The following is a 20,476-nucleotide window of genomic DNA, read 5'->3' as shown; positions in this document are numbered from 1 at the left end:
CTCCAGTCCGAAGACGGGCGCCGACGGCTATCTGGAGGTCGGCTTCACCGGTGGCGCGGGAACCCTCGCCGCCGGCGCGTCGACGGGCGAGCTCCAGCTGCGGCTCAACAAGAGCGACTGGTCCAACTTCAACGAGAGCGACGACTACAGCCGCGCCGATAACACCTCGTACGCGGACTCCTCGAAGGTCGCGGCGTATGTCGCCGGGACCCTCGCCTGGGGGGTCGCGCCATGACCGGCCGGGTGTTCCCGGCACTGGCCGGAGCGGCGGCGGCGCTCGTGCTCGCCGCGGCGTCGATGCTCACCGGTGCCTCGACCGCCTCGGCGGCTCCGGTCACCGACTGCACGCCGTGGGGAACCACGGAATTGCAGGGCGGGGAGTACCTCTACCAGCAGAACGAGTGGAACTCCGCGACCGAGCAGTGCGTCGAGGTGAATCCTGACACGGGAGCCTGGAGCGTCACGAAGTCCTCGTTCTCCCTCCCGACGAACGGCGCCCCGGCCACGTACCCCTCCAGCTACAAGGGCTGTCACTGGGGCCTCTGCACGTCGGACAGCGGGCTGCCGCTGCGGGTGGACGAGCTGGGCAGCGTGCGCACCGACTGGTCGACCACCCAGGTCGGCTCAGGCGCGTACAACGTGTCGATGGACATCTGGTTCAACTCGGCGCCGGTCACCGACGACCAGCCCGACGGCACCGAGCTGATGATCTGGATGAACCATCGCGGCGGCGTCCAGCCGATCGGGTCCCGCACCGCCACGGTGCAGCTCGACGGCCGGACCTGGGACGTCTGGACCGGCCCCGGAGCCTCGGGCTGGAAGGTCGTCTCGTACGTGCTCCAGGGCGGTGCCACCGAGCTCACCGACTTCAGCGTGAAGGGACTGATCGACGACGGCGTCGGCCGCGGATCGATCAGCCCCGCTCACTACCTGATCGACGCGGAGGCCGGCTTCGAGATCTGGCAGGGCGGTCAGGGGCTCGGGATGAAGGAGTTCTCCTTCGAGGCGAGCGCGGAGCCCGACGGCGGCGGGCCCGACACCCGGGCGCCGACAGTACCGGAGGGCGTGGCCGTGACCGGCACGACCGACAGCTCGGTGTCGCTCTCCTGGGCCCCGGCGACGGACGACACAGCCGTCAGCGGGTACGACGTCTACCGAGACGGAGGGAAGGTGGGCACCACTGTGTCCGCCTCGTTCACCGACACCGGGCTCTCCGCCTCCTCCGCGCACAGCTACACGGTGCGGGCCAGGGACGCGGCGGGGAACATCTCCCCGGCATCCGCGGCGGTCACCGCGACCACCTCTTCGGGAGGCGGTGAACCGGCCGGCGTCATCAAGGCGCAGTACAAGAACAACGACTCCTCGCCGGGCGACAACCAGATCAGGCCCGGTCTCCAGCTGGTCAACACCGGCACGGCGAAGGTCGATCTGAGCAAGGTCACGCTGCGCTACTGGTTCAGCGGCGAGTCCGGAGCGGCCTCGTACGGCACGGCGTGCGACTACGCGGTGATCGGCTGCGGAAGCGTCACCCACCGGGTGGTGTCCGCCGGTTCCGGCAAGCCGGGCGCGGACCACTACCTGGAGGTCGGCTTCACCGGCGGCAGCCTGGCCGCCGGCGCCTCCACTGGTGAGATGCAGCTCCGGCTCAACAAGTCCGACTGGTCCGCCTTCAACGAGACCGACGACTACAGCAGGGCCACCGCCACGACCTTCGCCGACACCTCGAAGATCGCCGTGTACGTCAACGGCGCCCGGGTGGCGGGCACCGCACCGTGACCGGGCCCTGACCGCCCAGGCCACCCGTCGCACTCCCGATGGCGGGATACCCATCCGCCCCGCGGTACCCGCCATCGGGCCGACACCACCGTCCTCACCGACACACCGCAGGGCCCCGTCCCAGCCGACGGCGGCCCGACGGGAGCAGCGAGCCCCGACCGGGCAGCGCTCCCGGCAACACCCCCACGAACCCGTCTGCGGGGAGCACCCGCAGGCGTACGAGAGGAGCACGGAGCCGCAATGAGCAGCAGAGGCACCATCATGCACGGGCTACGCCGGAGGCTGGCCGCAGTCTCCGCCCTGGCCATGGGCGCGGCGCTGGCCGTCGCCATCCCCTCCCCCGCCTCGGCGGCGGCACGGGTCGACAACCCTTACGTGGGCGCCACGGCATACGTGAACCCCGACTGGTCCGCCAAGGCGGCGGCCGAACCGGGCGGCGCCGCCATCGCCGACACGCCGGCCTTCGTCTGGATGGACCGCATCGCGGCCATCGAGGGCTCGGCCACCGCCATGAGCCTGCGCGAGCACCTGGACACCGCGCTGGACCAGGGTGCGAATCTGTTCCAGGTCGTCATCTACGACCTGCCGGGTCGCGACTGCGCGGCGCTGGCGTCCAACGGTGAGCTCGGCCCCACCGAGCTCGGCCGCTACAAGAGCGAGTACATCGACCCGATTTCCGACATCCTTGCCGACCCGGCATACGCGAACCTGCGCATCGTCACGATCATCGAGCCCGACTCGCTGCCCAACATCGTCACCAACGCGGGCGGCACCGCGGGTTCGACCGACGCCTGCGCGACGATGAAGGCGAACGGCAACTACGAGAAGGGTGTCGGCTACGCGCTGCACACCCTGGGTGCCATTCCCAACGTCTACAACTACGTCGACGCGGCGCACCACGGCTGGCTGGGCTGGGACAGCAACATGGGCCCGGCCGCCAAGGAGTTCAAGAAGGCCGCCACGTCCGAGGGCGCCACGGTCGCCGACGTCTCGGGCTTCATCGTCAACACGGCCAACTACTCGGCTCTCAAGGAGCCGAACTTCAAGGTCACCGACTCGGTGAACGGCACCACGGTGCGCCAGTCCAAGTGGATCGACTGGAACTACTACGTCGATGAGCTGTCGTTCGCCCAGGCGCTGCGTACCCTGCTGGTGAGCGAGGGCTTCAACTCCAACATCGGCATGCTGATCGACACGGCCCGCAACGGCTGGGGCGGCTCCGCGCGGCCCACCGCCGCCGGTCCCCTGACCAGTGTGGACACCTATGTCAACGGCGGCCGGGTCGACCGGCGCATCCACGCCGGCAACTGGTGCAACCAGACCGGCGCAGGTATCGGTGAGCGGCCCACCACCGCCCCGGAGCCCGGCATCGACGCGTACGTCTGGGCCAAGCCCCCGGGCGAGTCGGACGGCAACAGCGCCCCCGTCGAGAACGACGAGGGCAAGGGCTTCGACCGGATGTGCGACCCCACGTACACCGGTAACGGCCGCAACGGCAACAGCATGTCCGGCGCCCTGCCGAACTCCCCGCTCGCGGGCCACTGGTTCTCCGCGCAGTTCCAGGAGCTCGTGCGCAACGCCTACCCGGCGATCGACGGCAGCGGTGGCGGTGGGGACGACGACACCCAGGCGCCGTCCGCCCCGACGGGCGTGACGGCGACGGCGAAGACCAGCAGCAGCGTCTCGCTGTCCTGGACGGCGTCGACCGACAACACCGGCGTGACCGGCTACGACGTGTTCCGCAACGGGGTGAAGGTGGGGTCCGCCACCACGACCTCGTACACCGACTCCGGTCTGACGGACTCGACCGCCTACAGCTACACGGTCAAGGCCAGGGACGCTGCCGGTAACGTCTCGGCGGCCTCCGGCACCCTCTCGGCCACCACGTCCGCGGGCGGCGGCACCGGGACGGGCGCACTCAAGGTCCAGTACAAGAACACCGATTCCTCCGCCACCGACAACCAGATCCGCATGGCCCTCCAGCTGGTCAACACCGGCAGCACCGCGGTGAACCTGTCCACGGTGAAGCTGCGCTACTGGTTCACCCCCGAGGCCGGGGCCTCCACCTTCGGTACCTCGTGCGACTACGCGGTCATCGGCTGCGGGACCCTGACCCACGGTGTGAAGACGGCCGGTTCGGCAGCCGGTGCCAGCCACTACCTGGAGGTGGGCTTCGGCAGCGGCACCCTGGCCGCCGGCGCCTCCACCGGTGAGATTCAGCTCCGGCTCAACAAGAGTGACTGGTCCAACTTCAACGAGGCGGACGACTACAGCCGTTCGACCAGCACGACCCTCGCCGACTCGGTGAAGATCGGTGCGTACGTGACCGGCGCGCTCTCCTGGGGCACCGCCCCCTGATCCTTCCGCCCTCTCCCCCGCCGCCGCACTGACACGGTGACGGGTCCAGGACCGGGATCTCACGCGACCCGCCCCCTGCCGGACAACCGGCAGGGGGCGGTGTCGTGTTGCCCGGCACGAGGGGCGTATGACACGTGGTGTCCGCAGCGGCCGTGACCTCGCCGTCCGACTCCACGGTGCGTCCGCCGCGCCTCGTTCCGCATCGTGGCCGACACACTCGGGCCCGGACCTGCCGAGCTCGGTTGCCGGGCGGCGCAAGGGGACCGGGCCGGTCGCGATGTGACCGCGGAAGAGTTGCCCGCAGCGACATGTGAGTAACATCGGGGGCCCACCCCCACTCACCTACGGAAAACGAGGGCCTCATGTCAGAAGTCGCTACACCTTCCACCGTCACGGCCGGCTACGCGCAGAAGGTCACGGAGGACCTGGCCGTCACCAAGAGCGAGCAGGAGCGGGTGCGTGCCGAGCTGACTCGTCTGCAGGGCGAGCTCCGCCAGCTCGAGGAGAGCGAGCAGGTCCTGGTGAAGATGCAGGTCGTTCTCGCTGATGCCGGTGAATCGCCGTCAGAGCAGAGCAAGGGCGGGAAGAAGACTTCGGTGCCTGCGGCGCGCCGTGCGAAGAGCGTGTCGGCACAGCAGAAGGTGGCGCGTAAGGCCAAGCCCACGAAGGCGGGCAGTGAGACCCCCGCAGGGAAGAGCGTCCCGGCCAAGGGGACGGGCGAGGAAACCTGGGCCGCGCTGGCCAGCAGCTACCTGGCCGGGCAGAGCGAGCCGAAGTCCGCCGCCGAGGTCTCCGCCGCACTGACCGAGGCCCACCCGCAGCGCAAGGTGCAGGCGACGGTCGTGCGCAACGCCCTGGAACAAGGGGTTGCCCGCGGCCTCCTGGAGCGCTCCAAGCAGGGCCGCTCGGTGTACTACACGCCTGTCGACTCGACTGCCTCCGCCGAGCCCGCTGCTTCCGCTCAGTAGGGTCGTGGAGGAACCGCCGGTTCGGGACGTGGTGGTGCGCTGCAGAGTGACCGGCTGGGGGCCCGACAGGTGGAGCAGCCCTGGTTGATGGTCTCCGTGCGTCGATGCCGACGGCCGGGAGCGTACGTGGTGTGGCGCCGGTCCGGTGCCTCGAACCACGAGATCTGCGGAAGCAGCCGGCCGTCGGCACCGTCGCCGACGCAATCCACCACCGTGTCGCCGATACGGCACTCCTCGAATATGTGACCGGTCAGCCGGTCGAACTCGACGGAGTGGACGCTCCATGGCGGACTCCACCACTTCGGCAGCCCCGCATTCCAGGCGTCACGTCGAACTCGCCCGCCGTCTCCCTGTCCACCCGCGGCCTCCCCGGTCCAGAGTGTCCTCCAGCCAGTCGAAGACGACTTCGCAATGCTGCTGCGGAGCCATCGGCGAGCAGTGCAGTTGAGCACCGGTTGCCGCGTGCATCAGCCGGTACTCCTTGCGGGTGCGCAACAGCTCGAAGAACTCGCGCGGCTGTCCCGGGTAGAACAGCTCGTCCTCGTAGTCGAGGACCAGCGTGGGACAGGCGATTCGGCCCACGACGCGGGTGATGTCGAGCGCTTTGATGCGCTGGGCCGGGGTCCAGAAGTCGGTGAAGAGCCGGCCCTGGCGGGCCGCGAGCATCGCCGGAATCGCCCGGTCAGTGCGATCCGGCGGGCGTCGACATCCTTGCGATGCTCCAGCCAGTCCACGAGCGGCGAGACGACCTGCTCCCAGCGCGGGCTGAAGACCAGCTGGTCGACGTAGAGCAGCTGGCCCTGACCGGGGCCGTCGTAGACGAGTGCGTACCAGCCACGGGCGAGCGCGGCGGAGACTCCGTAGGTCCACATGTCGACGTTCGGGCCGTCGCTGCCGTTCGTGAGGATGGCGGTCGGTCGCGCCCTGCCCGAGTCGTCGGGGCGGAAGAACCGGACGGGAATCGAGGCGCCGCCCTGGTAGGGCACCTTGGCGGTGATGCGGCGGGCGTACACAGACGGGCGGACGTGTCCCACGCCTGGCGCCCCGCCGGATAGAGCTTCTCCTCGTCGCCCGGGGTGTCCGAACCGAGTACGAAGAACAGCGACTGTCCGAAGTACCGAGCGGCGCGCAGCGATGAGGCGCGCCGGGTCTGCCGATGAGGTGAGAGGGTGGCCGTCAGGCGTTCGCCCCAGCGACGGAACTCCGCCGTGCAGGTCTGCTCACTCGCCCCGGCGGTATTGATGGCGTTGACGACGGTCAGCACTTCTCCGACCTCGGACGCACCGAAGCCCGCGCCGCCGAGCGCGAGCAGCGCGTTGAAGTTGAGGCCCGGATCCGTGAACAGCTGCATGGCGCCGGGAGTCGGCGACGCGTCGGGCGCCGGAATCGGGGCGGCCGCGCCGGCAGCACGACCCGTCGCGGACGCCGGTGCCGATCCCGCCGACGCGGCCGGCGCCGCGAACAGCAGGGCCGCGCCCGCCCCGGCGGCGAGCCCTGCGAGCGCGCCCCGTCGAGTGGGCGCCTGCGCACGGTGTGTCGATTCGTTCGTCAGGCGCCCAAACGTAGGAGCAAGCCGCGCCCGGGCACGGTCCGCCACTCCGGCTTTCCCCCGAACGGCCCCTGCCCACGGCAGTGCTGGGCGCGGCACCCGGACGGTACGGGGCGACGCCAAAGGCGTGTGGCTGGATGCTGCCGGTCCGGTTCGATCCGGGCGGGACACCCTGGCAGTGCCTTGTCCGCCGAGTGATCCTTGCCCGACCGGGTCAGCCGCCGTACATCGCCACGCGGTACAGCGCGGCGAGCGCGGCGTCGATGGCATGGGGCTGCGGCGTGCCGGAGGAATCGAGCTTGTTCCACCTCTGCGTGTTCACGGCGACCGACATCTGCCGCTCGCCGTCGGCACGGATCATGGACAGCGCACCGCCGCCCCAGACCGTTCCTCCATGACCCCAGAAGGTGGGCCGGCCGGGGACCTCCATCGGGTGCAGGCCGAGGCCGTACTCGATCACCCGTCCTTCCTGGCTGACGACCGGCACGGTGCGCCGCATCTCCGCCAGCGATGACGGACTGACGATCTCTCCGGCCAGCAGCATGCCGAAGAAACGGTTGAGGTCGTGCACGGTCGATATCAGCGAAGCCGACGGTCCCACCCATGACATGTCGTAGACGCTGTAGTCACGCGGCGGGTCGATCATGCCGAACCACGCCTCGTAGAGTCGTGAGTGCGGCCCGTCGATGTCGGGTCCGGTGGGCAGTTCGGTGTTCCGGAGCCCGGCGCGCTCGATGACGTTCCGGGTGATGTACTGCTCGGCCGTGGTGGAGGTCACCTGTTCCAGCAGTTCGCAGAGGAGCAGGTAGTTGGTGTTGGAGTACACCCCCGGAGTGCCACCCGGGGCCCCGACGGCAGGTGCGCCGACCCCCATCCCGATCAGTTCGGTGGACTGGAACCGCGTGAATCTGTGGTCGTCCAGGCTCTGGGGCCCCGTGTCCGCGAGGACGGGAAACGCTTTGAGGGAGGGATAGGCGTACGGGAGGTACTCGGCGAGGCCGCTGGTGTGGTTGATCAGCATCCGGACCGTGATCGCCTCACCGCGTTCTCCCGGGACCAGGCTCGGAAGGTACCGGCCGATCGGTGTGTCGAGACCGATTCTGCCCTTCTCGACCTGCTGAAGAACCGCCGCTGCGGTGAAGGTCTTGGTGATGCTGCCGACGCGGTGCCGCATGTCGGCGGTCACCGGGCGGCCGGTGGCGACATCGGCGACCCCGGCGGCGGCGCTCCAGACCTGGTCGCCGTCACGCACCTCGGCGAACAGGCCGGGCACCCCGGCGCGGTGGACGTCCTCGAGGGCGGCGGTCAGCACCGCGGGATCCAGGTGGTCACTCATCATGTGCGTCCTCTCGTATTGCCCGGGACGAGCTCCACATCGGTCGCCCGGACCGAGCCAACAGGGCCGTGCAGCAGGGCGACCCGCATGTTGCCGGGTCTCGCGCCACGCTCATGCACTCATTATGCACGCAGTGCGTGCAACAGCAAGTGCATGCGCTAGACTGCGACCCCTCGAGAGGAGTTGGGATGACGGGCAGAAGGCGCTGGTCGACCGAGGAGATCCTGGATGCGGCAGCGGAGCTGCTGCGCACGAGCGATACCGAGTCCTTCAGCGTGCGCAAGCTCGCCGCGACCCTCGGGACCGACTCCTCCAGCTTCTACCGGCACTTCCGCAGCAAGACGGAGCTCCTGCGGGCGGTCGCCGATCGGATCCTCGTGGCCGCCATGGACGACTACCACCCGGAGGGCGACTGGAAGCAGCGCATCACGGGCCTCGCCCTGCGCGTGCGGGAGGCCTTCGGCCGGCAGCCCCAACTCGCCGCGGTCTGGGGACGTTACGCGTCGAGCGGTACCGGATCCCGGCTGGTCATGGAAGAAGTGCTGCAGGCCCTGCGAGCGTCGGGACTCCCCGACGAGGAGATCCCGGCGCGCTACCACCGGATCGCGGTCCTCCTCGCCGCGTTGATCGCATCCGAGGCCGGCGTCGGCACCATGGCCCCCAAGGAGCAGGAACAGGGCATGGAGCTGTTCCGCGTCGCGGTACTGGGCGCCGACCCGGCACGCTTCCCCGCCCTGGCCCACTTCGCACGCGACGTCCGCCCCCTCGGAGTGGACCGCCGCGCCGCGTTCGAAGAGATCCTCGCCGCGCAGCTCGCCCACATCGAGGCCGGGATCAGCTCGAGTTAGCCGGCCCGGCTCGTGAGCCGCGCGAGACGGACGCCGCACAGCGCAACGGCAACTCGGCATCCGTTGCCGCGGTGGGCGGACGGGCCGAATCCCCATCCGGCGACGTGACGCGGGCAGCGGACTCGTGAGCTCAGGTCCGGGTCCGGTCTGCGGTGATGGCGATGGTGGCGTAGTGCATGCTGAAGCTGCCCCCGTGGTCGTCGATGACGCGCCCGAGTCCGTCGAGAAGTTCGGCGAGGCCTCCACCAGGGATGCGGTTGTGGCCGCCCATGGTGGGTACTTGGTCGAGCCACGCCTCTCGCGTGATCGTGGTTCGCCAGTCGAAACGGAGCCGCTCAGGGGCGGTGAACGCCTCTGTGCCACGGATTCCCTCGGTGGCGTTCGCCGTGATGGGGTCGAAGCCGCCGAGTGCCGGCGACGCCCAGGGTGTGAACGGCAGACGTGTGTCCACCGAGCGGTAGACGTCGGCGAACGCCGAGGCGATCCGAGGGTCGGGGTCCCCGACGTTCCAGAACAGAGCGAGCCGTCCGCCGGGCCTCAGCAGGCTCGCGGCCTTCGCCGCTCCTGCTACGGGATCGATCCAATGCCAGGTCTGGCCGGCGGTCACCGCGTCGAAGAGCCTCCCGCCCGACTTCCAGTCCTCGAGGCGGGACACCTCGACCTCGAACCCGCGGGAACGGGCCAGCTCGGCCATACGCGGATCGGCCTCGACCCCGAAGACGTCTGCTCCAGCTTCACGGAAGGGCAGCGCGGAGATACCGGTGCCGATCCCGACATCGAGGACACGACGGCCGGGCAACCCCGCCAGGACGGCATCCGCCAAACGCCGCGGGTAGCGCGGCCGGGCACGGTCGTAGCGGTCCGCGTCGGCGCCGAAGGACTCAGCGATCCGGCGGTGTCGGTGCGGGGTGTCGTCGGGCGGGGGCGACGGTAGAGTGACCATGCGCCCACCCTAAATGGGCAAGCGCCCATTCACCGAGCTTCGGGAGAATCCGTGCCGACGGGAGTCGCACTACGTGATGCGAGAGCACAGCTGTTCGCCGCGGCAGAGCGCGTGCTCATGCTCGACGGTGCGGGCGGGCTGACGAGCCGTGCGGTCACCGACCAGGCCGGCGTCGCCAAGGGCGTACTGCACCGCCACTTCTCCGACTTCGACGGCTTCCTCGCCGAGCTGGTCCGCGACCGAATCGCCCTGCTCGAGCAGGAGGGCTCCCGGCTCGAGGAAAGGGTGGGGGAGGCCGACGTGGTCTCCAACCTGGCCGGTGCGCTCTCGCACATCCTCACCCCGACCGCTCTCGGGCTGATCGCCCTGATCAGCTCCCGTGACGGCCTGCGGATCCGGCTGCGCGAAACCACCCCCCGCGGCGTCCCGATCTTCACGGAAGCCGCCGCGATGCTCTCGTCCTATCTGGCCGCCGAGCGCCGCATCGGTCGGCTGGCGCCGCGGGCCGACACCGACATGCTCGCTTTCACCCTGGTCGGCACCGGGCACCTGCTGTTCGCGGGCGAACTCGGCGCCCTGCCGGATGCCGGCGCAGTCGAGGACGTCGTCGCCTCCATCGTCGTCGGCGCCGAACCTTCACCGCACGGCTGAGCTCGGCGCCCTGCCGGCCCTCTCCCTGATGGTGTCCCGGACTCCAGCGCTTCGCCCGTCCGGACGGAGCTGCCTACTCGTTCGCGCGCTGTCCGGCCCACAGCCGCGGGCCGCACTTGACTTCGAGGGCACTCGAATTCGTAGCGTGCCCTCATGAGCGGAAACACCACACCCCAGCACAGGATCGGTTCGGGCTTCGGTGCCCGGAGCACGGCCGACGACGTCCTCGCGGGCATCGACCTCACCGGTCGGCTCGCCATGGTGACCGGCGGCTACTCAGGCATCGGCGCCGAAACCACACGCGCGCTGACGAAGGCCGGCGCCCGTGTCGTGGTACCGGCCCGCCGGGTTGGCGCGGCGCAGGAGAATCTGGCCGGGCTCGACGGCGTCGAGGTGGACGAACTGGATCTCGGCGACCTCGACAGCGTGCGCGCCTTCGCCGAACGGTTCGTCGCCTCGGGCCGAGCCCTGGACATCCTCATCGACAGCGCGGGGATCATGGCCTGCCCCGAGACCCGGGTCGGGCCGGGCTGGGAGGCCCAGTTCGCCACCAACCACCTCGGTCACTTCGCCCTCGTCAACCACCTCTGGCCGGCGATCGAGCCGGGCGGTGCCCGTGTCGTCTCGGTCTCCTCGACCGGCCACCATGCCGGCCCCATGCGCTGGGACGACGTCCACTGGCGCCACGGCTACGACAAGTGGGAGGCGTACGGTCAGGCCAAGACGGCGAACGCACTGTTCGCGGTGCAACTCGACCGCCTCGGCCGCGAGCGCGGGGTGCGGGCCTTCTCGCTGCACCCCGGCGGCATCCTCACTCCCCTGCAACGGCACCTGCCGAAGCAGGAGATGGTCGACCGGGGCTGGATCGACGGGGACGGCAATCTCCTCCACCCCGAGTGGTTCAAGACACCGCAGCAGGGGGCGGCCACGCAGGTGTGGGCAGCGACCTCCCCCCAGCTGAACGGCCTGGGCGGCGTGTACCTCGAGGACTGCGACATCGCCGAGCCCGCCTCGGAGGACGACTCCCGGTCCGGCGTCAAGGCATGGGCCACGGACCCGGAGCAGGCCGCCCGCCTGTGGACGCTGTCCGCCGAACTGACCGGGGTGGATGCCTTCGCCGCCTGAGAGGCCCCTCGCGGACCCCTGGCCCCGCACCGGCCTCCTCCTGGTCCGGCCGCGCGCCGATGGTGTGGCGCCACCCGATGCGCGCGTCCCCCGTCGGCCGTCCGGCCGCCACGAACGTGTCGGTGGCCGTAGGATCCGTGCGTGTCGGGTACGGGGACCGCGGGCGGTGCGGGCTCGCGGGAGCACGGCAACCGCGTGCGGGATCCAGCCGTTGGACCGGTGGTCCGTACTCCTCGGCGGTCCGGTCGAAGAGGGGATCGTATGGCGTTTCAGGAGCATGTGGAACGGCTTGCCGACGAGACCGTGCGTGGGTTTCCGGCAGGAGGCGGGATATACGCGGTGACGTTCCGGATCGACAGCGTCGATCAGGATGCGCGATATCCGTACGTGGCGATCGGCTACACGACCGAGGCCGACGCTGCGGAGTCGGCGCTGAGGACGTCGGACGCGTGGGAGGGGCGCTGGAGTTACGCGTTCTTCCCGGAGACGGGGCTCGAAGGGGTGCGCACCGTCGGACGTGATCCGGAGGGCGCGGAGTCGCACAGGCTGGAGGCGGAGTCCAGGGGGCTCCGGTACGAGGACGAGGACGACGAGCCGGACGACGACCGTGACGAGCAGTTGGTCGAGTGGTTCTACGAGGTGTGCGTCGGAGCGGCTCGGCATCTCCACGAGAGCGGCCGGATCGTGGAGGTGCTGGGGCGGCCGGTCCCGGTGGTCCTGTACGACATGTTCGAGCCGGACGCGATGTTCGAGCTGACTTCGGCTGCGAACCCGGCGGAGCTGGTCACAGGATTCATGACCGCGTGAGACCGGACGTGTCCGTGCACGCGTGCCTGCGGGGTGCCCGATGCACCGGGCTCACGCTGGGGCGTGGTGGCCGTGAGAGCCCCGCAGCTCCTCCGGTCCACGGTGGCCGGTGATCCTTTGACCGCCTCCAGGGGACTCCTCGGCCGGGCCTCCCGAGGCCCGGAGCAGGTTGCCGATGGGCAGCTGGATCCGCGGCAGCCGTGCCGGACCGCCCTCCGGCGGAAGCCTCGGGGCGGACCGCCGCGGACCTGCGGTCCGTACGGCCTGGGCGATTGGCGGGAACTGGCTGCTGAGCAATCAGCAAGCCGGAGGGCCCTGTTGCGCGCGGACACATTGCCCGTACCCTCCCACCAGCCGCCGGAGTGTGCAGGTCCGTGCCATCGGAGGGAGCTTCCGTTCTCCAGGTGTACGGCGTGGTGTCACGGGCCCACCCCCGGCCGGTACCCCGGGACCGCTGTCCTTGGGGCGCCCCTGACACTCCCCCACCACTCCAGAGGTCGTCACCCATGACAGAGCTCGACCGCCGCAGGTTCCTGCAGATCGCCGGAGGCACAGCGGCCCTCGCGATGCTCAACGAGAGCATCGCGCGGGCCGCCGCCATACCGGCGCAGGGCAGCACCGGAACGATCCAGGACATCGAGCACATCGTCGTCCTGATGCAGGAGAACCGTTCCTTCGATCACTACTTCGGGACGATGAAGGGCGTGCGGGGCTTCGGAGACCCCAGGCCGCTGCTCCAGGACAACGGCACGTCCGTCTTCCACCAGTCGGACGGGACGAAGGACGTCCTCCCCTTCAACCCGAAGGTGGCCGACCTCGGGATGCAGTTCCTGGAGGGGCTGGACCACGACTGGGCCGGCGGCCTTCAGGCCTACAACAGTGGTAAGTACGACAAGTGGGTGCCGGCCAAAACGGCCACGACCATGTCGTACATGACGCGGAACGACATCCCGTTCCACTACGCCCTCGCCGACGCATTCACCGTGTGCGACGCCTACCACTGCTCCTTCATCGGAGCCACCGACCCCAATCGCTACTACCTCTGGTCGGGCCACACCGGCAACGACGGCAAGGGCGGCGGCCCGGTCCTCGGCAACCAGGAGGCCGGCTACAGCTGGAAGACCTACCCCGAGCGGCTGCAGTCGGCCGGGGTCTCGTGGAAGGTCTACCAGGACATCGGCGACGGCCTGAACGCCGCCGGATCCTGGGGCTGGATCAACGACGCCTTCCGCGGCAACTACGGCGACAACTCCCTGCTCTACTTCAACAGCTTCCGGAACGCCCAGCCCGGCAGCGCCCTGTACGAGAGGGCCCGCACCGGTACCGACGTCAAGGCAGGGGGCACGTACTTCGACCGTCTGCGCGCGGACGTGACCGGCGGGACGCTCCCGAAGATCTCCTGGATCGCGGCACCCGAGGCCTTCAGCGAGCACGCGAACTGGCCCACCAACTTCGGCGCCTGGTACCTCTCACAGGTCCTGGACGCGCTGACGGCGAACCCGGCGGTGTGGGCGAAGGCCGCCCTCTTCATCACCTACGACGAGAACGACGGCTTCTTCGACCACGTGATCCCGCCGTACCCCCCGTCCTCCTCCGCCTGGGGCCTGTCCACGGCAGACGTGTCGAAGGACCTGTACGGGGGCGGCGGCGGATACGCGGCGGGACCCTACGGCCTCGGCCCCCGCGTGCCGATGATCGTGGTCTCGCCGTGGAGCAAGGGCGGCTACGTCTGCTCCGAGACCTTCGACCACACCTCGGTGATCCGGTTCATGGAGAAGCGTTTCGGAGTGCAGGAGCCCAACATCTCGCCGTGGCGCCGCGCCGTGTGCGGGGACCTGACCTCGGCCTTCGACTTCGCCCGCGCGGACACGGCACCCGCTGCGCTGCCCTCCACGGCCCGATACGTGCCGCCGGACAAGAACCGCCACCCGTCCTACCACCCCACCCCGCCGGCCACGGGCACGCTCCCGAAGCAGGAGGCGGGTACCAAGCCGACTCGCGCCCTCGGCTACAGCCCGTACGTGGACGGCCGGGCCACCGCCTCCACCGGGCAGTTCACCCTGACCTTCGCCGGCGGTCCCACTCTGGGCGCCCACTTCCACAGCGCCTCGGCCAACCGGACCGACGGCCCGTGGCCCTACACCGTCGAAGCGGGCAAGACCCTTTCGGACACCTGGAGCACCAACAGCTCCACCGGCAACCAGATCAACCTCACGGTCTGGGGCCCGAACGGTCTCCTGCGCACCTGGCGGGGCCCGGCGAAGAAGGCCGGACCCGAGGTCACCGCCCGCCACGTGGCGGCCGGCGGCAACCTGATGCTCAGCATGACCAACGCCGCCCCGGCCGCGGTCAATCTCACGGTGACCAACGCCTACGGTGGCGCGGCTCAGACCTTCAAGGTCAACCCCGGCGCGACGGTCTCCCACACGGTCGATCTGCGCACGACTGCCCGCTGGTACGACGTCAAGGTCGTCTCCGACGCCGATCCCACCTTCCTGCGCCGCTTCGCCGGTCACGTGGAGACCGGCGCCCCGGGCGTCTCGGACCCGGCGATCAGAACCGTCTGACGCGTTTCTCCGGAGGCGCCCCGCAGCCGTCGTTCCATGACCGGCAGGTCCTGGAACGACGGCTGCGGCATGCCCGCGGCCCGCCCGCAGTCGCGCCCGGTGTCCGGGACCCGGCGGTGACGGTCACCGCGGAGGCTCCGGTGCCGCGAACGCTACCCCGGACCTTCCCACTTCACGCATCCGTGCACAGTCGATTGATTGATTTTGTTCGTAACATGGTTCTTTCGAGCATCTATTGACATGTGACTGGCGCCACGGCCAGAGTCGTCCCCGCCAGTGCCGCCGGTCACGCATCGAGGAGTGTCTCGCCATGCCCGAAGTCCCTGCCGTCTCACGCCGCTTGCTACTCGGAGGAACACTGGCCACGGGAGCCGTCGCAGCCGGCCTCGGATCGACCACCGCTGCGACGGCGGCCGCGAGCACGGCTGCGGAGGCGGAGGGGACGGCCGCGCCCCCCGCCCGCCGCTCCGGTCAGAAGTCGATGATCAACGTGCCGTTCGAGCCGTACAGGACCGTTCGCGTCGGAGTGATCGGGCTGGGCAACCGGGGATCCGGCATGACCACGGGCTGGTCCGTCGTCCCCGGCTGCGTCGTCACCGCCGTCTGCGACATCCGCGCCGACCGCGCCAAGCGCACGGCTGACGGCCTGGTGGCCGCCGGCAAGCCCCGCCCCGCGGAGTACGGCGGGTCGGCCGAGGCCTTCGGCAAGATGCTGCGGCGTGACGACATCGACCTCGTCTACATCGCCACCCCGTGGGAATTCCACTACGAGCAGGGCAAGGCCGCTCTCCTCTCCGGGAAGCACGTCGTCGTCGAACTGCCCATCGCGACCGAAGTCCGCGAGCTGTGGGACCTGGTGGACACCTCGGAACGCACGCGCAAGAATCTGATGCTGTCCGAGAACTGCAGTTACGGCCGCAACGAACTGGCCATGCTCAAGATGGCGCACGAGGGCCTGTTCGGCGACGTCACGAACGGGCACGGCGGATATCTGCACGACCTGCGCGAGCTGCTCTTCTCCGACACGTACTACACCGACGCCTGGCGCAGGCTCTGGCACACCCGCAGCACCGCGTCCTTCTACGCCATGCACGGCCTGGCACCGATCGCCGCCGCCATGGACATCAACCGCGGCGACCGCATGACGACGCTGAAGGCCACCGCGACCGCACCGAAGGGACTCGCGGACTACCGGGAGCGCTTCATACCCAAGTCGCATCCCTCATGGCGCGAGACGTACATCAACGGCGACCTGGTGAGCTGTGCGATCGAGACGGCCAAGGGCAGGACCATCAGGGCCGAGCACGACGTGAGTTCGCCCCGCCCGTACAGCCGCATCAACACGCTCGCCGGCAGCCGCGGCATCTTCGAGGACTACGCCGGTACGTCGTCGACAGGCGGACGCATCTACGTCGAGCCGGACCACGGTGGCCACTCCTGGCGGGACTTCGACGCCTACCGCAAGGAGTTCGACCACTGGCTCTGGAAGAAGATCGGCGACGATGCCGCGAACAACGGCGGTCACGGCGGCATGGACTACGTCCTTCAGTGGCGCACGGTGCAGCTGATGCGCGCGGGGCTGGTGCCCGACATCGATGTGTACGACTCGGCCTCCTGGTGCGCACCGGTCCCTCTGAGTGTCATGTCCCTGGAGAACAAGGGGCGTCCGGTTCCTGTTCCGGACTTCACCCGCGGAAGCTGGGTCAACCTTCGCTCCGGCCTCGACTCCCGCAGCACGGACATGCCGCCGGTCTCCTGACCCGGTCGGCCCGCCCCGGCCACTCGGCGCATTCGGCGCTCCCGGCCAATCGGCCATTCAGCCATTCGGAGGAGCAGATGTTGAGATCAGCACAGCGGACCGCACTCAGAAGCCTGGCCGTGGCGGTCGCCACGGCCGGCGCGACCGTCCTCGCCCCCGCCCCGGCGGCGGTGGCCGCCGCCGAGGCCCCGGCGGCGGCCACCGAGGTCAGCATCTCCACCGTGGACCTGGAGGGTCCGGCCATCTCCACGGTGAAGGTCACCGTCAAGAACGCCGGTCCCCAACGGCTCCGTTCACTCAAGATCGCGTTCTCCGGGCCGACGGGCTGGGCCGTTCAGCCGTCCGTGCACAGCGTCGGCGGATCTCTCGCGGCCGGCAGGTCGGCCGATGCGACGTTCCGGATCCAGGTCCCCGAGAAACGCCCCGGCTTCGTCATCAGGACGTTCGGTGCGACCGCGACCTACCAGGGCGGCGACGGCCGGGGCACGGCCACCGGGACCCGCACCGAACGCTCCGGATCCCCGCTGGCGAGCCTGGCCGCGGCGTACAACAACGTCGCCGTCACCGACGAGTCCGCGACCGGTCCGGGAGACTACGACGGCGAGGGCAACAGCTTCTCCGCCCAGAAGCTCGCTGCGGTCGGCCTGACCCGCGGGGCGAAGGTCGAGGCCCTGGGCGCCGAGCTGACCTGGCCCGACGTGGCGGCGGGGACCGAGGACAACGTGGCGAGCGCGGGGCAGGCGGTGAAGCTCTCCGGGAAGGGCAGCAAGCTCGTCCTCCTCGGCTCGGGCGTCACGAGCGGCGCGACGGGGAACGTCACCGCGTACTACACCGACGGCACGGCCGACACCGGCACGTTCGGCTTTCCCAACTGGTCATTCGACCCGGCCGACGCACACGGCGCGACACTGGTGAAGTCGACGGACGGCCGCAACCGCCCTGACGGCTACGGCAACGCCACGGTGCAGTACCGGGTCTTCGCCCACTCGATCGCGCTCGACCCTGCCAAGACGGTCGAGTTCGTGGTCCTGCCCGCGAACGCCAACATCCACATCTTCGACATGGCGACAGCACCGTAGCCGCGTAGCACCCGGTGCGGGCGGCCCCGTCGCCTCCGGTCCAGAGGGCGGGACGGGGCAAGGTGTCGGGGCCGTTGTCGTCGAAGGAGCCTCCGGCCACGTGGACAGGGTCTCCAGCCGCGGATCGTCGGCCACGCCGAAGGGGCCGATCGATCCGCCCGGGATGGCCGCCGAAGGCAACCATCGAAGTGCCGTGGTCCCCGAACGACGCGCGGCGGGACAGCGCACTGGATCCGCCTGTCGCCGGTCGGCCGCCCCTACCGCCGCACCGGCGATGGCGGGTCCGGGTCCGGCCGTCGCGGATCACCGGGGGATGCCGCGCCGCCGCATCGCCCCTGCCGGCCCTCGTGCCCTCGGCCGCAGGCCGATCGAGGCTCTGCGCCCCCTCGGCGCTGAGTAACAGCCTTCCCGCGCCTCATTGACAGCGCTTTCCGGGGTGGGCGAGTATCCCTCCCGAACAGTCTTGACAACGTTGTCCTAGGCGGGAGACTTCATGCAACCGCAGGAGCACCAGGGCGGACTACCGCGACGGAAGCTGCTTCAGGCAGGCGCCGTCCTCGGTCTGGCAGCAGCCGGAATGGCCACCGCATCACCCGGCAACGCGGCTGCGCGTACTGCGGCCGGGCCGCCCGGCATCGAGTTCAGTGGTGCACAGGACGCGCTCCTCGCCGGCGCGTACCGGTCCGCGTGTCACAACCTGCTGGACATCAACACCGTCCCGTACGACGCGGCGGAGTACAACCAGACCGGCCTGATGACTGACGCGCCCGGGACGTTCATCCGGGCGGGCGGCGGATACGAGCAGCCATGGACCCGGGACGCGTCGGTCAACTCCTGGAACGCCGCCAGCCTCCTGACGCCGGACGTGGCACGCAACACCCTGTGGTCGGTGTGCAGACGGCGGGACGACGGCACGCTGATCGTGCAGCAGGACAACCAGTGGTGGGACCAGATCGTGTGGACGGTCGCGGCCCGGCACCACTACCTGGTCACCGGAGACCGCGAGTTCCTCACCGACGCGTACGAAGCCGCCGTCAACACCCTTCGCGCCGACCGGAAGCAGCACTACAACGAGGACTACGGGTTGTTCGAGGGCCCCGCGTTCCTCCAGGACGGCATCGCCGGCTACCCCGCCCCGCCCGCCGATCCGGACAACCCCTCCTCGTTCGTGCTCGACCATCCGGGCACGGACAGAATGATGTGCCTGTCCACCAACTGCCTCTTCCACGCCGGGTATCTGGCGTGTGCCGAGATGGCGGAGGAGACCGGCGACCGGCGCGCCGCAGGGGAGTTCCGGGCCGCTGCCGCCCGGCTGCGCACGGCCATCAACGCCCACCTCTGGCGACCCCGAGCCGGGACCTACGGCTACTTCATCCACGGTGCGGGTGAGCGGGCAGGCAGGCTGGAGACGTACCAGGAGGCCAACGGCCTCGCCTTCTCCGTGCTGTGCGGGGTGGCCTCGCCGAGCCAGGCACGTACGGTCCTGGACCGCACCCACCGGGAACCGCACGGCGTGGTCAACGTCTGGCCGCATTTCGACCGCTTCGACGACGCGCACCCCGGCCGCCACAACGCGATCGTATGGCCGATGACGGTCGGCATGTGGGGACACGCGGCAGCTGTCGGCGGCCGGACGGACCTGTTGGCCCGAGCGGTCACCGACATCGCTTCCCTGGAGCACCGGGACGGCCATTTCTGGGAGATCCACAACGCCCTCACCGGTGCGGTGGACGGTGGCTGGCAGAACGCGCGGCAGTGGGGGTCCGAGCCTGACCAGACCTGGTCGGCAACGGGCTATCTGCGCCTGATCCATCAGGGCGTGTTCGGCATCCGGCACGAGCGGGACGGAATCCGGTTCGCCCCGAACCTGCCGCATGGCTGGGGTCCCGTGACGCTGCACGACCTGTCGTACCGCGACATGACCCTGGACATCACGCTCACCGGCTCGGGCCGCAGGGTAGCCGCGTCCACCATCGACGGGCACCGCGGCACCACGGTCCCCGCCGGCCTCCGTGGGCGGCACCGGGTACGCATCGAACTGCGCTGACCCCTGGGGTGGGCGCCGGCCGTATCGCAGCTCGTCCGCGGCACGACGCGCGATGCGGCGGCGCCCGCCCAGTGGTGCACGACCCGTCCGGTGGAGAGGTCGGTGCCGGACGAACCGTGTGCCTCCTGTGCCCCCTTCGTGTGCACGGACGGAGTGCGGACGGGCCACGACGATCATGGTTGTTAGCCTGCTGCGATGACTGCGACCTTTGACGAAGCCGTCCGTGCCCGGCTGCAAGCCCCCAACATCTGGTACGTCGGCACCGTGTTCGCCGATGGCGCACCACAGGTCAGCCCGATGTGGGTGGATCTGGAAGGAGACGGGGAGCTGACCTTCAACACCTCGGTGGGCCGGGTGAAGGAGGAGAACCTGCGCGGCGACCCCCGCGTCTACCTCTCCCACGCGGACGCCGCCGACCCCTTCGACCGGGTGCAGATCAGTGGGGTGGTGGCGCGCTTCATCGAAGGCGAGGAAGCGCACACCCGAATGGACCGGCTGGCCCGCAAGTACCTGGGCAGCGAACGCTTCGAGTGGACCATGCCGGGTGAGCAACGGGTCGCGGTGGTCGTGCGCCCGGTCAAGGTCAGGCACATCGTCGGGGTGGAGCGGTTCCGGCCGGGCGGGCCCGTCCCCGCCCCCTGAACGGCGGAGCCGGGCGTCATC

The 20,476-nt window shown here is 70.0% G+C and carries 15 protein-coding genes and 1 pseudogene; 13 read left to right on the top strand and 3 right to left on the bottom strand.

Annotated elements, in window-relative coordinates:
* From ACFUNE_RS06525 to ACFUNE_RS06510, 4 genes and pseudogenes are all read left to right on the top strand, one after another.
* Window positions 1-235: pseudogene (locus tag ACFUNE_RS06525) on the top strand (glycosyl hydrolase family 5); the annotation flags it as partial.
* Window positions 232-1,776: a cellulose binding domain-containing protein gene (locus ACFUNE_RS06520; protein WP_383562992.1), complete on the top strand. Its 1,545-nt coding sequence runs from the start codon at window positions 232-234 to the stop codon at window positions 1,774-1,776. The pseudogene ACFUNE_RS06525 and the gene ACFUNE_RS06520, both read left to right, overlap by 4 nt.
* A gap of 240 nt (window positions 1,777-2,016) precedes the next feature.
* A complete protein-coding gene (locus tag ACFUNE_RS06515; RefSeq protein WP_383562989.1) occupies window positions 2,017-4,134 on the top strand; it encodes a glycoside hydrolase family 6 protein in 2,118 nt (705 codons plus the stop codon).
* 362 nt (window positions 4,135-4,496) lie between these two features.
* Complete coding sequence (locus ACFUNE_RS06510) at window positions 4,497-5,102, top strand: hypothetical protein (RefSeq protein ID WP_383562986.1); 606 nt, start codon at window positions 4,497-4,499, stop codon at window positions 5,100-5,102.
* A gap of 324 nt (window positions 5,103-5,426) precedes the next feature.
* Here the strand turns inward: ACFUNE_RS06510 and ACFUNE_RS06505 are convergent, their stop codons facing one another.
* A complete protein-coding gene (locus tag ACFUNE_RS06505; RefSeq protein ID WP_383562983.1) occupies window positions 5,427-5,768 on the bottom strand; it encodes a hypothetical protein in 342 nt (113 codons plus the stop codon).
* A 1,097-nt stretch (window positions 5,769-6,865) separates the two neighbouring features.
* The gene (locus ACFUNE_RS06500) at window positions 6,866-7,987 is read right to left on the bottom strand and encodes a serine hydrolase domain-containing protein (protein WP_383562980.1); all 1,122 of its coding nucleotides are present in this window, start codon (window positions 7,985-7,987) and stop codon (window positions 6,866-6,868) included.
* A gap of 188 nt (window positions 7,988-8,175) precedes the next feature.
* On the opposite strand from ACFUNE_RS06500, the gene ACFUNE_RS06495 reads away from it, so the two are divergent.
* Window positions 8,176-8,835: a TetR/AcrR family transcriptional regulator gene (locus tag ACFUNE_RS06495; RefSeq protein ID WP_383562977.1), complete on the top strand. Its 660-nt coding sequence runs from the start codon at window positions 8,176-8,178 to the stop codon at window positions 8,833-8,835.
* Window positions 8,836-8,965: 130 nt separating this feature from the next.
* Here the strand turns inward: ACFUNE_RS06495 and ACFUNE_RS06490 are convergent, their stop codons facing one another.
* On the bottom strand, window positions 8,966-9,778 hold the full coding sequence (locus tag ACFUNE_RS06490) for a class I SAM-dependent methyltransferase (protein ID WP_383562974.1): 813 nt from the start codon (window positions 9,776-9,778) through the stop codon (window positions 8,966-8,968).
* A 51-nt stretch (window positions 9,779-9,829) separates the two neighbouring features.
* Here ACFUNE_RS06490 and ACFUNE_RS06485 point away from each other — a divergent pair, with 51 nt between their 5' ends.
* From ACFUNE_RS06485 to ACFUNE_RS06450, 8 genes are all read left to right on the top strand, one after another.
* Complete coding sequence (locus ACFUNE_RS06485; protein ID WP_383562971.1) at window positions 9,830-10,429, top strand: TetR/AcrR family transcriptional regulator; 600 nt, start codon at window positions 9,830-9,832, stop codon at window positions 10,427-10,429.
* A 153-nt stretch (window positions 10,430-10,582) separates the two neighbouring features.
* Complete coding sequence (locus tag ACFUNE_RS06480) at window positions 10,583-11,554, top strand: SDR family NAD(P)-dependent oxidoreductase (RefSeq protein ID WP_383562968.1); 972 nt, start codon at window positions 10,583-10,585, stop codon at window positions 11,552-11,554.
* A 261-nt stretch (window positions 11,555-11,815) separates the two neighbouring features.
* Complete coding sequence (locus tag ACFUNE_RS06475) at window positions 11,816-12,361, top strand: hypothetical protein (RefSeq protein ID WP_383562965.1); 546 nt, start codon at window positions 11,816-11,818, stop codon at window positions 12,359-12,361.
* 506 nt (window positions 12,362-12,867) lie between these two features.
* Window positions 12,868-14,928, top strand: a complete 2,061-nt coding sequence (locus ACFUNE_RS06470) for a phosphocholine-specific phospholipase C (RefSeq protein WP_383562962.1) — start codon at window positions 12,868-12,870, stop codon at window positions 14,926-14,928.
* 310 nt (window positions 14,929-15,238) lie between these two features.
* Window positions 15,239-16,687 (top strand): Gfo/Idh/MocA family protein, encoded by a 1,449-nt coding sequence (locus ACFUNE_RS06465; protein WP_383562959.1) that lies wholly within the window; start codon window positions 15,239-15,241, stop codon window positions 16,685-16,687.
* Window positions 16,688-16,764: 77 nt separating this feature from the next.
* Complete coding sequence (locus ACFUNE_RS06460; RefSeq protein ID WP_383562956.1) at window positions 16,765-17,766, top strand: NEW3 domain-containing protein; 1,002 nt, start codon at window positions 16,765-16,767, stop codon at window positions 17,764-17,766.
* A gap of 493 nt (window positions 17,767-18,259) precedes the next feature.
* The gene (locus ACFUNE_RS06455; RefSeq protein ID WP_383562953.1) at window positions 18,260-19,813 is read left to right on the top strand and encodes a glycosyl hydrolase family 65 protein; all 1,554 of its coding nucleotides are present in this window, start codon (window positions 18,260-18,262) and stop codon (window positions 19,811-19,813) included.
* Window positions 19,814-20,008: 195 nt separating this feature from the next.
* Window positions 20,009-20,455, top strand: a complete 447-nt coding sequence (locus ACFUNE_RS06450; protein WP_383562950.1) for a TIGR03618 family F420-dependent PPOX class oxidoreductase — start codon at window positions 20,009-20,011, stop codon at window positions 20,453-20,455.
* Window positions 20,456-20,476 lie beyond the last annotated feature (21 nt).

The sequence above is a fragment of the Streptomyces sp. NPDC057287 genome (genome assembly GCF_042667905.1).
Classification (GTDB): domain Bacteria; phylum Actinomycetota; class Actinomycetes; order Streptomycetales; family Streptomycetaceae; genus Streptomyces.
Note: the sequence above shows the minus strand (reverse complement) of the source record. Positions and strands in the feature narration are given on the sequence as shown.